Genomic DNA, 13,867 nt, shown 5'->3' with positions numbered 1-13,867 from the left:
AGAAAATCACGCGACCGGCAAAACAATCTCGAAGCGCGTGCCGCGTTCGGAGTCAACCAGCCGGATCATACCATCATGCGCTTTCAGGAGGGCCAGCACGATGCCGAGGCCCATGCCGGTGCCGCCGGAATCACGCCGCGTGGTGAAGAACGGCTCGAAGATGCGGCCCCGATTGCTCGGCGAAATGCCGGCGCCGTCGTCGCTGACCAGCACCGTCGCCTTGCCGCTTGCGCTCGCGGCGGCAATCGAAACCAGCGTTGCGCCGTGCCTGGCGGAATTGTCGATGAGATTGGCAAGCACGATTGCCGCGTTCTCGGCCGAGATGCGCAGGCCGATCTCGCCGCCGGCCTCGACGCGAACCGCCAGCCTGATATCGGCGGGCAGCAGTGCCAGTGCGGCGCCAAGCGAGGTGCTCTCGCCGCTCGGCGCGAGATTTTCGGCCCGCGCCAGGTCGAGCAGCCGGCGCACCAGCAGGTTGAGCCGCCCCGCATCGGTGACGATATTGTTGGAGAAGCGCCGCCGCTCCGTCTCGTCCATCGCTGAACCGGAATCGCGCAGCAGCTCGGCCGCGCCCTGGATCGCCGTCAGCGGCGATTTGAGCTCGTGCGAGACATGGGTGGCAAAGGTCTGGATGCTGTCCGAGCGCGCCTGCAGCTTTTCGGCCATGTCGAGGAAGGCGGCAGACAGCTCCGCCATTTCGTAAGTGCCATGGTGGTCGAGCGGCCGGATCGCCGCACGATCGCCGGCAGCGATACGCTCTGTGCGGTCGATCAGCGCATAGATCGGCCGGCTGACGGTGCGCAGGAAGACCAGGCCGATGAGCAGCGTGCCGCCAAGGATGGCGATTGCCGCCAGGGTCACCTTGCCGCGCTCGCCATAGAGATGCTTGACGATGTTGTTGGGCGTCCGTGACACATAGACCACGCCGGCGACCTGGCCGTCGACGGCCACCGGCAGGGCGACGAAGACACGCACCTTGGTGCCGCGGCTGACCGAATAGAGCGGCGGCGCCGGCTGGTCGGGGATGCGCAGCCTGAGGGCGCTGGCATAGCGGCCGACGAGCGCCTCCCGCACCTCTTCGACCCCGCCAAGCGACTGCCCGACCTCGTTGCGCCCGGCAATGACGACGCCCCTGGGGTCGAGCAGCCGGAAGCCGGCCAGCGTGGTTTTCTGCGTCGCATCGAGAATGCCCGACAGGCGCGCGCCGATCGCCGCGAAGGCGGGATCGATGGTCGCGGTTTGTGCCGCCGGCCGGGTCGGGAGAACGTAGTCCGAGGCGAGATCGAGGCGGGGTTCGATCGGCCTGTACAAAGGATCCGGATTGACGCTGCGGCTCGCATCCTTGTGTGCCTCGGGCATCGGTGCGCCGAGCTTGTCGGCGGCAATGCCGGCGTCACGCACATCCTGCGCATAGATGGCGGCAATGGCAGCACCTTGCGCGATCAGCTCCGCCTCGGTCTGGCGGATCAGCTGGTTCTCGTAAAGCCGGAAGAAGAACAGGCCGACCAGCGGCAGCGCCATCACCAGGATCAGGATGGCGACGACAACCGTGGCGAGGCGAGGCCGCCATTTGCGGCCGATCCATTTGCGAGAGGCCGTCAGCCGCATCGGCCGAGCCGGAAGCCGACGCCATGCACGGTCTCGATGGCATCCAGGCAACCCGCCGCCGCCAGCTTGGCGCGGATGTTGCGGATATGGCTGTCGACGGTGCGGTCGGCGACGTGGATGTTCGCCGCATAGGCGTTTGCCATCACCGCGTCGCGGTCGAGCACATGCGTCGGCCGCGCCAAAAACCCCTTCAGGATCGAGAACTCTATGCCCGTCAGCGCAAGCGGCTTGCCGTCGAAGCTGGCGCTATGGCTGGCCGGCGCCAAGGCGAGCTTGCCCTGCGCGAATTGCCTGTCGTCGGCCGGTTCGGCCGGCGCCGGGCGGGCGCGCCGCAGGATGACGTTGACGCGGGCGACCAGTTCGCGCGGGCTGAACGGTTTTGTCACATAGTCGTCGCCGCCCATTTCCAAACCCAGCACCCGATCGATTTCTTCATCTCGCGCGGACAGGAACAGCACCGGCACATCGGACGTGTGACGCAGCCGCCGGCAGACCTCCAGCCCGTCCATCTCCGGCATGCCAATGTCGAGCACGACCAGGTCAGGTGTGCGCCGTTCGATTGCCCGCAGAGCGGCGGCGCCATCGGAAACGGCAGCCGTCTTCATGCCGGCCTTTTCCAGCGCAAAGCAGATCACCTCGCGGATATGCGGATCATCGTCGGCGACGAGGATGTGATGCGGCATGGATCAGCGGCCCGGCCCGAAAGATTTGCTGGCGTCAGGAACCACGACAGGCCCCCTCGTGTCGAGATAGGCAAGCAAACGCCGGTCGCGAAAGCTCCAGGCCCGCCAGTTCTGCTGGAGGGTGCGATACCACCCTTCATCGCTGCCGCGCAGCTCCACAAGTTCGCGGACAGCGCCGGCGGCAGCCGTCCGGCTCTGATGATCGAGGAAGCGATCGAGCGCCGGAAACGCGCCCGGGCCGAGCGAGCGTACATACCAGGCGTCGAGGGAAATGCCCTGGCCGGTCATTTCGAGGGAATGGTCGACATTGTAGTTGGCGATCGTTGCTGCAAAATTGATGAAACAGCCGGCATAAAGCGTCAGAGATAACGTCAGAAGATTGGCGGACAGCAGCCATTCATTGGATTTTCCAAGCGCGATGCGCGCGATGATCAGGGCAAGGCCGGCCGCCACCAGCCCCATCCAGACGAAAGCGGCGACCCGCCAGTAGGTCAGCGCATAGATGCCGATATAGAGGTCGAGCCGCAGGATCGACGAGATGACCAGCATGATGTTCTGCGCCACCCAGGCATAGACCAGCCGGCGGATGAGCGGATCGGCCGATGTCGCACTGCCCGGCCGCAGCGCCGCCAGCACAAAGCCGGCGGCAAGCAGCGCGGTGACGATCAAGGGATAGGCGCCGCGATGCGCATAGGCGGCATAGCTCAGCCCGTCGGGAAGTGCTGCCCCGCCCCACAGATAGGCGGCGTCGAGCCCGGTCTGCAGTGCAAACAGCATGTTGAAGATAACAAGCGCGCGCAGGATGGCGGCTTTGCCGAAGAGGATGTCCTCGATGGTGGTGGTTTTCTCTGCTTGAGTGCTGACCACCGCCGGTGCCGCGCGCGGGATGCGACGAACCAGGCGCGGCAGGCGTGGCCGCAGAAAGGCCCAGACACAGACCAGCACGAACAGCCAGAAGACAATCCGCGTGAGCTGGATGAGATCGAGCAGCTTCAGAAGGTCGATCAGCGACAGCCAGTAGTCGATGACCGGATTGGCGGCGCCGAACAGCGCCAGGAAGACCGCGCCCAGGGTCAGCGGCATCACCCAGACGGCGATCGCCGCCAACCGGACGCGGCGGCGGCCGAACCGGCGCGCCGTCTTGCGCCAGCGGATGAAATCACCGATGAACCGGAACGGCGCCGCCAGCCCGAACAGCGCGATCTGGCCGGCGATGCGGGCGATCCGGTGCCGCAGCCGCCCGCTGAGCGAAAGCGCGAAGACGATCATGGCCGCAAGCGCGATCGACACCGACAAGGCGCTGACGTTTTCGGCAAGCGGCAGCAGCGCGACAAGCAGCGCGGCGGGCTTGATCCACAGCCGGCCGTCGCTGAAGGCAGCGGGATGCACGGCCACGACCGCGGCGGCAATCAGGATGGCGAACAGGAAAATCGAGATGCCGGCGGGCTGGCCGTAGAAGAGAAAATCCGCCAGTGCTGCCAGCAGCACGGCAACACCAAAGCGGGCGCAATAGCTGGGTGCGGCGGTAACGAGCGCTGTCATGACCTGGCTCTCCGGATGACTTCCAGCCGGATGATCGGCGGGCATTTGCGGGCGAAAGGGATGAGGGTTGCCACCGAATTCGCCCGTGGTGGATCGACCAGCCACCAGCCTTCGCTGCGCAGCCGGTAAGGAAGGGACCAACGGGGTTTTGATCGCTTTTGCATGCGCCTGTCTCGCAGGCTGGCAGGGAGACGGCGGGGCGGATCCGAGGAGGTTTTCCGCAAGCGTGTGCAGTTTTCGTGCAGGGTTGGAGATGACTTGCCTCGACCACCCGCAGACGGCATAGATCACTCATGGAAACCTATCACCCGCGCCGTTCGGTGCTTTACGTCCCGGCCTCCAACGACAAGGCGCTGGCCAAGATCGCGCAGCTTGCCTGCGACACCGTCATCATCGACCTGGAGGACGCAGTCGCTCCGGCCGACAAGATTGCGACACGTGAAAAACTGGCCGGCATTCTCGCCAACCGCCCGGTTGCCAACCACCTTGGCCGCCGCTGCGAGATGGTGGTGCGCATCAATGTGCTGGCCAGCGAATGGGGCGCCGACGACCTGCTGGCCGCTGCGGGCTGCGAGCCCGACGGCATCCTGCTGCCCAAGGTCGACACGCCGCGTGACCTGCTCGAAGCCGGCGATGTGCTCGACGACAATTTTGCTCCCGACAGCGTCAAATTGTGGGCGATGATCGAGACGCCCAAGGCCATGCTCAACATCGGCGCCATCGCCGAGCTTGGCCGCGACCCGGCTTCGCGATTGGCTTGTTTCGTTGCCGGAACGAATGATCTGCTCAACGACACCGGCGTGTTGGCGACGCCCGACCGGCGCTATCTGGTGCCGTGGCTGATGCAGATGGTGCTGGCCGCGCGCGCTGGCGGCCTCGACATGCTCGACGGCGTCTTCAATGATTTCCGCGACCTCGACGCTTTCGCCCATGAATGCGCGGAAGCGGCCGCGATGGGGTTCGACGGCAAGAGCCTCATCCATCCGGCCCAGATCGAAGCGGCGAACCGCGCCTTTGCGCCGTCCCGGCAGGCGGTGGCCGAGGCGCGTCTGGTAAGAGATGCCTTTGCGCTTCCGGAAAATGCCGGCAAGGGTGTGATCGCGCTGAATGGAAAAATGGTCGAGCGGCTGCACCTTGCGCAAGCTGAAAAACTGCTGGCGAAGGCGGCCGCCATCGGCGCATGATATCATGCCCATGCTTGCCGGCTAAGGTACTCACGACAGGACTTGAGACATGAAACTCTACCGCTTTCTGACTGGCCCGGACGATGCCAGCTTCTGCCACAAGGTAACGGCAGCCTTGAACAAGGGCTGGCACCTGTTCGGCTCGCCGACCTATGCCTACGACAAGAAGGCCAAGACGATGTGCTGCGGCCAGGCCGTGGTCAAGGATATCGACGGTCAGGAATACGGGCCGGACACCAAGCTGAGCGACTGGTAGGCGCTCGCATCCACAACCACCCCGCCAGCCAGGCGATCGCTGCCGCAAGCGTTACCAAGCCCAGGTCAAGAGCCCACTCCGGCACGAACGCACGGAGCGCGATAGGCGCCGCGCCAATGAAATAGAGGGCGAGAGGAATGCGCGGCACGCCTCTTCCAACGGCAAGAGCGATTACAAACGCGAGCGTTCCAAGCAGAAAAAGAACCGAACTGACGACCAGAGCCAATCCGAGCGGCCCGGCTCGCAGGTCGATGATGGTCGTCAGCGGAAGTTTCGAAAATATGAGATTGATCACCACTTCCACGCCTACCAAGCTTGCCAATGCAACGAAGTTGATGACAAACGCGATAGTGCCGAACAAGCCCGCGCGCCGGCCAAACGCAAGAAACAAGCCTATGACAAGACCAAGCGCCAATATCTCGGCGACTGGTGCGAGAAGTTGCGTCAGATCGGTGGTCGCGATGAGCGAGCTGCGTTTAGCCGCGTTGACCAGAAGAATAAGCGCGCTTCCCATCCCTGCGACGGAGGCAAGCCGATAAAGCGTGACGCTGGGCACAGCCGCGCTCGACTGAACAATCGCGAAATTCTCCTCGTGCTGAGGTTCTTCGGCTGGACTCTGAAGCGAAATGACCGATTGCGGACGGCGGGGTTCGGCGGTTCTGGCAAGCATGTTCGTCTCCTCATCGGGAATTCGGGAGCCGCGAAGACCGCAGGCCTGTTCCGATCCCATCTGTAATCACCGCTTACATGGTCTCCTCAGAGATGTAAACAATGATTACATAAATCGAGAAATCATGCTACGACGCGTGAAGTCAACGGAACGAAGGGAATGAGATGGCAAAAGCCAAGACGCCTGGCCGCTCCAGCTACCACCATGGCAATTTGCGCGACACGCTGATCGATGCCGCGGTTCAACTAATCGAGGAAGGTGGCCCCGACAATGTGAGCGTGCGCGAAGCCGCGAAGCGTGCCGGCGTTTCCCCCGGCGCGCCATTCCGCCACTTCAGCAACAAGACCGCATTGATGACGGCTGTCGCAGAGCAGGCAATGAGCCGATTCCGCTCGGAGATTACGAATGCAGTCGAGAACGTTGCGACGGACGACCCGATTGAGCGGTTTGCCGCTGTTGGAATCGCCTATTTGCGCTGGGCAATTCGAAACCCCACCCATTTCCAGATCATCTCGACACGCAGTCTTATTGATTGGGATAGTTCGGAGTCGCTGCGTCGCGATAACGAAGCGGTACGTTCGCTAATGGAAGGGTCGATGGCAGAAGCGCAGCGACGAAACATGCTCCGATCAGACGACATAACAGAGACCCAGATTGCCGCGAGGGCGCTCGTCTACGGGCTCGCACGCATGTACATTGATGGGCACTTTGCGCAATGGGCAGTGGCCGGACATACTGAAGAGCAGACTGCGCAGAACGTATTAAAGCATTTCGTGACACTCATTGGGAAATGATGGCGCGACGTAGGAATTAGTTTACTCGGCCGCCTCTTCGATCTTCTCCATATCGTCATCCGAGAGACCGAAATGGTGGCCGATCTCGTGGATCAGCACGTGGGTGACGATGTCGCCCAGCGTCTCCTCGTTCTCGGACCAGTAGTCGAGGATGGCGCGGCGGTAGAGCGTGATGCGGTTCGGACCTTCGCCGGTCTGCGGATTCCAGCGTTCGGCAATGCCGCGTCCCTCGAACAGGCCGAGCAGGTCGAACGGCGTTTCCAGCGACAGGTCGTCCATGATTTCGTCGGTCGGGAATTCGGCGATCTGGATGACGATCTCGCCGGTCAGCTTGCGAAAATCCTCCGGCAGATGCGCGTAAGCCTCCAGCGCCAGGAACTCCATCTCCTCCATCGAAGGCGAGAGTTCGTCGTGCCAGGTGCGGGTCTTGTAGATGCGGGCCATGCTTTGTCCTTTGATCCCGGCATATAGGCTTTCGCACCGGAATCGGCAAATGATGCCGGCAATTCCGGCTTCGGGTGCTTTGCCGCCGCGGAGGAATCGCGTAGGGGTCAGTTCCGGCCATGTAACAGGAGTTCTCATGCCGGACCTTTCCATCATTGGACTTTTCGCCATTGCTTGCCTCGCTCTGACCGCGACGCCGGGGCCGGACATGCTGTTGATCGCATCCCGCAGCGCCAGCCAGGGGCGCGCCTCGGGCCTTGCGACCTATGCCGGCATCGCCACCGGCACCTATTGCCATGCGCTGGCCGCCGCCTTCGGCCTGTCGCAACTGTTCCTTGCCGCGCCCATCGCTTACGACATCGTCCGCTATGCCGGAGCGGCCTACCTCGCCTATCTCGCCTGGAAGGCGTTCCGCTCCGATGGAACAGCGCTTGCACCGGTCACTGGCCTGCCGCGCTACTCGCAAGGCCGCATCTTCCGGCAGGGATTGTTGACCAATCTGCTCAACCCGAAGATGGCGCTGTTCGTGCTGGCGCTTTTCCCGCAGTTCGTGCAGCCGCAGGCCGGTTCGGTGGCGGCACAGATCCTGGTGCTGGCGACCGTGCTCAACCTGATCGGGCTGGTGGTCAATGGCGTGGTCATCCTGACCGCAAGCCGGATCGGTGCGGCCTTGTCGAGGCGCACGCGGTTTCGGCGGGCGCCGCAGATTCTGCTGGGAACCGTCTTTGCAGGGCTTGCGGCACGACTGGCCTTGGGCGGCCAGCGCTAGATCAAACGACTGTAGAGGAATAAATTCCCCATGACTCTGCTTGACTCTTGGGGTCCCCTCTGGAATCTATAGGAACATAACAGGAACAATTGTGAGTGGAAGCTGACCGTCATGGCGATGACCGCCGTGGCGCAGGAGACTGTTTTTGCCCTGCGCCGCCAGATCGCGAAGATCGAGGGAACGCTACCCGAGCGCCTGCAGGCGCCGGTCGGCGCGACCCCTGATGCCGATGTCAGCGCCGATCTCACCATCATCCGGCGCGGCGTTGCCGCGGCTTTGCCGGATGCGTTCCTGCCCACCGGCGTCGAGCGGCTCGATGCCGCCCTGAGCGGCGGCCTGCCGAAAGCCGCCTTGAACGAAATCCATGGCATTGAAACCCGCGATGCCGGAGCCGTCGCCGGCTTCGCTTTGTCGCTGACAAGCCTGATCCTCAAGCGGACACAAGGGCTGCCGGTGCTGTGGATCGGCACATCGGAGATTTTCCGCGAGGCGGGCTTTCCCTATGCCAGGGGGCTTCATGCCTCGTTCGGCATCGAGCCCGAGCAATTGCTGTTTTCCGAGGCGCCAAAACTTGTCGATGCGCTGTGGGTCGCCGAAGAGGCTGCAAAGATGACGGCGCTCGCCGCCGTCATCCTCGAGATCCGCGGCAATCCGCAGCGGCTCGACCTGACCGCAACCCGCCGGCTGCATGCAAGGGCACAGAGTGCCGGCCGGCCGGTGTTCCTGCTGCGGCAGGCCGCCGGGCCCGAACCGACGGCGGCACCGGTTCGTCTCATTGTCGCGTCGGCGCCGGCTGTGCCGCGCGACACCATCGCCGGGCCACTGGCCGGCTCGATCGGCCGCCCGGCCTTCACCATCACCATCGGCAAGAGCCGCACGGCCCTGCCTGGACAATTCACACTGGAGTGGAACCCCGATGAACGCGGATTCGATGAAAGAAGGGGCGAGGAAAGAGCAAAGAATCCTGTCCCTGTGGTTTCCCTATCTGGCAGTGGAAAGGATCCTGCGGCAGCGTCTGGGGCGGTCCTGGCGTTCCCGGCCGTCGGATCACCTGCCGCTGGTGATCAGCCATCGCCGTGGGAACGCGCAGCGCATCTCGGCCCTCGACGAGCGGGCTAAAGCGCTGCACCTGAAGCGCGACATGGGCATTGCCGACGCGCGCGCCATGCACCCCTCGATCGACATCGTCGAGGCCGATCCGCAGGCCGACCGTCGCCTGCTCGAAGGCCTTGCCGACTGGTGCGACCGCTACACACCGCTGGTGGCGCTGGACGCAACGGACGGCCTGTTTCTCGACGTCACCGGCTGCACCCATCTTTTCGGTGGCGAACGCGCCATGCTGGACGACATCCTGTCGCGCTTCTTCCATCAGGGTTTCGATGTCCGCGCCGGGCTTGCCGCGACACCGGGCGCGGCCTGGGCGGCGGCACGGTTTTCCGGCGACCGCATCGTCGCTGGCGGCGAGGAGGAAGCGCTGCTCGCGCCCTTGCCGCTGACAGCACTGCGCATCGAACCGGCGACCCGCACCAGCCTGGAAAGCGTCGGCTTGCGCACGGCGGGCGCCGTCATGGCGGCACCGCGCGCGCCACTCGCCCGCCGCTTCGGCGCCTCGCTGCTTTTGCGCCTCGACCAGGCGCTTGGTCGTCTCGACGAGGCGGTCTCGCCGCGCCTTCCCGTCGCGCCGCTTTCGGTCGAACGCCATCTCAGCGAGCCCGTCACCCTGACCGAGGACATCGAACGGCTGGTCGGCATGCTGGCGACGGCATTGAAGACCGACCTCGAGCGTCGCGGCGAGGGTGCCAGGACGCTGGCGCTGCTCTTGTTTCGTGTCGACGGCGCCGTCAGCCGCATTGCCATCGGCACCTCGCGGCCGATGCGCGAACCCTCGCTGATCCAGAAATTGTTCCATGAAAGGCTGGCCGCGCTCGAGCAGGATATCGATGCCGGCTATGGCTTCGATCTGGTGCGGCTCTCGGTGCTGACGGCCGCCGCCTTCGACATGCAGCAGGCCGACCTTGCCGGCGAGGTAACCGACGACGGGGCCGATATCGCGCTGTTCGCCGACCGCATCCGCGCCCGGCTCGGCGAGGGCGCGGTCCTGCAGCCGGTCGTCGTCGAAAGCCATCTGCCGGAGCGCGCCGTCGCCACGATCCCCTTCACCGAGGCCCCGCGCCGGACCACGCCGCCGAAGAAGCCGGACAGGATGCAGGCGCCGACGACCATCTTCCCGCCGGAACGGCCGATCCGGCTTTTCCGCGCGCCCGAACCCATCGAGGTGCCGGCCACCGAAATGCCGGAGGGACCGCCGCTGAACTTCCGCTGGCGCCGCGCGCTCTACCGGGTGACGCGTGCCGAGGGGCCGGAACGCATCGCCGCGGAATGGTGGCGCGAGGCCGCGAGCGACGAGGCGGCATCGACGCGCGACTACTACCGCATCGAGGATACCGACGGCCGCCGCTACTGGCTCTACCGGCAAGGTCTTTATGGCGGCGCTCAAATCCCGCCGCGCTGGTTCTTGCATGGGGTCTTCGCATGAACGCGCTGACCGTCATTCCCTATGCAGAATTCGGCATCCAGTCGAATTTCTCCTTCCTGCGCGGCGCCTCCAAGCCGGAGGAGCTGGTGGTCGCGGCCAAGCTGATGGGCTTCTCGGCGATCGGGCTTGCCGACCGCAACACGGTGGCCGGCGTGGTGCGCGCCTGGCAGCAGGCCAGGGTCGAGACGCTCTCCTACCATCCCGGCTGCCGGCTGGTTTTTGGCGACGGCACGCCGGACATTCTCGCCTATCCGCAGGACCGCAAGGGCTGGGGGCATCTCTGCCGCATGCTGACGCAAGCCAATCTGCGCGACGAAAACGAAAAGGGCGCCACCCTTCTCCGGCGCAGCGACCTGCTCGAATGGGGAGACCTGATGTCGCTCGCGGTCCTGCCCGATCTGTCGGCGGGCGTGGAAGACAGTCTCGCTTTGCTTCGCCGGCTCAAGGATCGTTTCGGAAGAAACCTCCGTCTGGCCGTTTCGCCGGACTATGCGGGCAATGACCGTTTCCGGATCGAGCAGGCAGCGGCGATGGCGGAAAATGGCGGCATCCCGCTGATGGCGACCAACGACGTTCTCTACCACACTGCCGAACGGCGCCCGTTGCAGGACGTGCTGACCGCGATCCGCCTCAACACGCCCGTCGCCGAGGTCGGACTGCAGCTGGCCGCCAATGCCGAGCGCCATTTGAAGCCGCCGATGGAAATGGCGCGCCTGTTCCGCAGGCATCCACAGGCGCTGGCCGAGACCTTGCGCTTTGCGCAGGAGCTGACCTTCTCGCTCAGTGACCTCCAGTACAACTACCCCGACGAGCCGACGCAATCGGGTCTCGGGCCACAGGCCGAGCTGGAACGGCTGGCGCGGGAAGGGGCGGCCAACCGCTATCCGGCGGGCGTACCTGCATCCGTGACCGGGCGCATCGAGGAGGAGCTCGCTCTGATCGAGCGCCTCAACTACGCCCGCTATTTCCTGACGGTCCATGACATCGTCCAATTCGCCCGCAGCCAGGACATCCTCTGCCAGGGACGTGGTTCGGCCGCCAATTCGATCGTCTGCTTCTGCATCGGCATCACCGAAGTCGGACCGGATCGGATCGACACGCTGTTCGAGCGCTTCATTTCCGAGGAGAGGAACGAGCCGCCCGACATCGACGTCGACTTCGAGCATGAAAAACGCGAAATCGTCATCCAGTACATCTACGAGAAATACAGCGCCAAGCGCACCGCACTGGCCGCCGCCGTCATCAGCTATCGCGGCCGCTCGGCGCTGCGCGAAGTGTCGAAGGCAATGGGCCTCTCCGAGGATGTCAGGGGGTCGTTGTCCGGCTCGATCTGGGGCTGGTCGACCTCGGAGCTCGGCGAGAAGGAAGCCCGCGCCGGCGGCCTCGACCGCACCGACCCGGTGTCGCGGCACGTGATCGAACGCGCCAACGAGATCATGGGCTTTCCCCGTCATTTGTCGCAGCATGTCGGCGGCTTCGTCATCACCAGGGACCGGCTCGACGAGATCGTGCCCATCGTCAAGACGGCGATGGACGAGCGCAAGATGGTCGAATGGGACAAGGACGATCTCGACGCGGTGAAGATCCTGAAAGTGGACGTGCTGGCACTCGGCATGCTGACCTGCCTGAAGCGCGCCTTCACCTTGCTTACGGATCACTATCCAGATGCGCGGGATGCGTATGGGCAGCCCTATGTGCTGGCCACCCTGCCGCCGGAGGATAAGCAGGTCTACAAAATGATCTGCCGCGCCGACACGCTCGGCGTCTTCCAGATCGAATCCCGCGCCCAGATGTCGATGCTGCCGCGTCTCAAGCCAGAGAATTTTTACGATCTCGTCATCGAGGTGGCGATCGTCCGGCCGGGCCCGATCCAGGGCGATATGGTTCATCCCTACCTGCGCCGACGGCAAGGCAAGGAGGCAGCCGAGTATCAAAAGCCAGAGCTGGAGGCGATCCTTAGCAAGACGCTTGGTGTACCGCTGTTCCAGGAACAGGCGATGAAGATCGCCATCGTCGCCGGCGGCTTCAGGCCGGGCGAAGCCGACGAACTGCGCCGCGCCATGGCCACCTTCAAGCGCACCGGCACGATCGGCAATTATCGCCAGCGCATGATCGACGGCATGGTCGGCAAAGGCTACACGAAGGACTTCGCCGAGCGCTGCTTCAAGCAGATCGAGGGCTTTGGCGAATATGGCTTTCCCGAAAGCCATGCCGCTTCCTTCGCCCTGCTCGTCTATGCCTCCTGCTGGTTCAAGACCTTCTATCCCGACGTGTTCTGCGCCGCGATCCTGAATTCGCAGCCGATGGGGTTTTACCAGCCGGCCCAGCTCGTCCGTGACGCGCGTGACCATGGTGTCGACGTCCGCGACGTCGACGTCAATTTCTCCGTCTGGGACTGCACTTTGGAAAAAGCGCCCTTCGACCCGGCCCGCATCCTCGAACGCCACGCCACGATGCGTGGTGTCATCGACACAGATCATGCGCTGCGGCTCGGCTTCAGGCAGATCAAGGGCCTGTCGGAGGAGCGCATGGACCTGTTCGTCGAGCGGCGCGGTTCAGGCTACGAGTCGGTCAGGGATGTCTGGCTGCGCTCCGGCCTCGATGTCGACGAGATCGAGAAGCTGGCGCAGGCCGACGCCTACCGCTCGCTTGGCCTTGATCGTCGTGAAGCCTTGTGGGCGGTGCGCGCGCTCGACGGCAAGAGCGCTGCTGAAAAGCTGCCGCTGTTCGACCAGAAGGATATCCGCCTGCGCGAGCTGGAGCCCGAGACGAAGCTGCCCAAAATGCCGCTCGGCGAACATGTCATCCACGACTACCGCTCGCTCGGCCTGTCGCTGAAGGCGCATCCGGTCGCCTTCCTGCGCGAGCGGCTCGACCGGGCCGGCGTCACGCCCAATGCCCGATTGCCATCCGTGCGCGATGGCAGGCGTGTCTCCGTCGCCGGCCTCGTGCTGGTGCGCCAGCGCCCCGGCAAGGGCAACGCGATCTTCCTGACGCTGGAGGACGACAAGGCCGTCGCCAACATCATCATCTGGCAGAGAACCTTCGACCGCTATCGGCCCGTCATCATGGGCGCCAGGTTCGTCCGCGTCACCGGCAAACTGCAATCGGAATCGGATGTCATCCATATCGTCGCGGAGAAGATCGAGGACCTGACGCCCTGGCTGACCGTGCTCCTGGAGAAGGTCAGCCAGGCCAGCCTGGCGGTCGCCGGTTCGCCGGACGCCAGGGGTCCGGATCGCGACAGTCGGCCCCCGCTACACAACGCGCCGATTAGACAGGACCTCGCAACGCTGTCGGAAGAGGCGGAAAAGGTCATGCCCAAGGGACGCAATTTTCAGTAGGGCACGGCCTCCGGGGTGAACGCCGGCGATCCTTCCG

12 protein-coding genes are annotated in these 13,867 nt (G+C 64.4%); 7 read left to right on the top strand and 5 right to left on the bottom strand.

Annotated elements, in window-relative coordinates; translation table 11 throughout:
* Nucleotides 1-6 precede the first annotated feature (6 nt).
* The 3 genes from AC1D10_RS02955 to AC1D10_RS02945 are packed head-to-tail and all read right to left on the bottom strand — an operon-like array spanning nt 7 to nt 3,833.
* Nucleotides 7-1,608: an ATP-binding protein gene (locus tag AC1D10_RS02955; protein WP_477268835.1), complete on the bottom strand. Its 1,602-nt coding sequence runs from the start codon at nt 1,606-1,608 to the stop codon at nt 7-9.
* Nucleotides 1,599-2,291, bottom strand: coding sequence for a response regulator (locus AC1D10_RS02950; protein WP_477268834.1), 693 nt, complete (start codon nt 2,289-2,291; stop codon nt 1,599-1,601). The genes AC1D10_RS02955 and AC1D10_RS02950 overlap by 10 nt, the downstream gene beginning before the upstream one ends.
* A gap of 3 nt (nt 2,292-2,294) precedes the next feature.
* Complete coding sequence (locus AC1D10_RS02945; protein ID WP_477268833.1) at nt 2,295-3,833, bottom strand: DUF4153 domain-containing protein; 1,539 nt, start codon at nt 3,831-3,833, stop codon at nt 2,295-2,297.
* Between the two features lie 293 nt (nt 3,834-4,126).
* Between AC1D10_RS02945 and AC1D10_RS02940 the strand changes: the two genes are divergently transcribed.
* Entirely contained in the window at nt 4,127-5,017 is an 891-nt protein-coding gene (locus tag AC1D10_RS02940; RefSeq protein ID WP_477268832.1) for an HpcH/HpaI aldolase/citrate lyase family protein, read from the top strand.
* Nucleotides 5,018-5,066: 49 nt separating this feature from the next.
* On the top strand, nt 5,067-5,273 hold the full coding sequence (locus AC1D10_RS02935) for a DUF1737 domain-containing protein (RefSeq protein ID WP_023763029.1): 207 nt from the start codon (nt 5,067-5,069) through the stop codon (nt 5,271-5,273).
* Here the strand turns inward: AC1D10_RS02935 and AC1D10_RS02930 are convergent.
* On the bottom strand, nt 5,218-5,943 hold the full coding sequence (locus tag AC1D10_RS02930) for a hypothetical protein (RefSeq protein WP_477268831.1): 726 nt from the start codon (nt 5,941-5,943) through the stop codon (nt 5,218-5,220). The genes AC1D10_RS02935 and AC1D10_RS02930 overlap by 56 nt on opposite strands.
* A gap of 164 nt (nt 5,944-6,107) precedes the next feature.
* Between AC1D10_RS02930 and AC1D10_RS02925 the strand changes: the two genes are divergently transcribed.
* Nucleotides 6,108-6,737 carry a TetR/AcrR family transcriptional regulator gene (locus tag AC1D10_RS02925; protein WP_477268830.1) on the top strand — a complete coding sequence of 210 codons (630 nt, stop codon included), beginning with the start codon at nt 6,108-6,110 and terminating at the stop codon, nt 6,735-6,737.
* A gap of 21 nt (nt 6,738-6,758) precedes the next feature.
* Here AC1D10_RS02925 and AC1D10_RS02920 read toward each other — a convergent pair whose 3' ends face one another.
* Nucleotides 6,759-7,181, bottom strand: coding sequence for a metallopeptidase family protein (locus AC1D10_RS02920; RefSeq protein WP_111544069.1), 423 nt, complete (start codon nt 7,179-7,181; stop codon nt 6,759-6,761).
* A 136-nt stretch (nt 7,182-7,317) separates the two neighbouring features.
* Between AC1D10_RS02920 and AC1D10_RS02915 the strand changes: the two genes are divergently transcribed.
* The 4 genes from AC1D10_RS02915 (at nt 7,318) to AC1D10_RS02900 (ending at nt 13,830) form a co-directional block, all read left to right on the top strand.
* Nucleotides 7,318-7,950 carry a LysE family translocator gene (locus AC1D10_RS02915; protein ID WP_477268829.1) on the top strand — a complete coding sequence of 211 codons (633 nt, stop codon included), beginning with the start codon at nt 7,318-7,320 and terminating at the stop codon, nt 7,948-7,950.
* A 111-nt stretch (nt 7,951-8,061) separates the two neighbouring features.
* Entirely contained in the window at nt 8,062-9,069 is a 1,008-nt protein-coding gene (locus AC1D10_RS02910) for an ImuA family protein (RefSeq protein WP_477268828.1), read from the top strand.
* Nucleotides 9,011-10,486: a DUF6504 family protein gene (locus AC1D10_RS02905; protein ID WP_477268827.1), complete on the top strand. Its 1,476-nt coding sequence runs from the start codon at nt 9,011-9,013 to the stop codon at nt 10,484-10,486. Before AC1D10_RS02910 ends, AC1D10_RS02905 begins: the two co-directional genes overlap by 59 nt.
* Nucleotides 10,483-13,830, top strand: coding sequence for an error-prone DNA polymerase (locus AC1D10_RS02900; RefSeq protein WP_477268826.1), 3,348 nt, complete (start codon nt 10,483-10,485; stop codon nt 13,828-13,830). The genes AC1D10_RS02905 and AC1D10_RS02900 overlap by 4 nt, the downstream gene beginning before the upstream one ends.
* Nucleotides 13,831-13,867 lie beyond the last annotated feature (37 nt).

The organism is Mesorhizobium sp. P2_A8, assembly GCF_056404935.1.
This window is presented reverse-complemented; position numbering and strand designations above follow the sequence as displayed.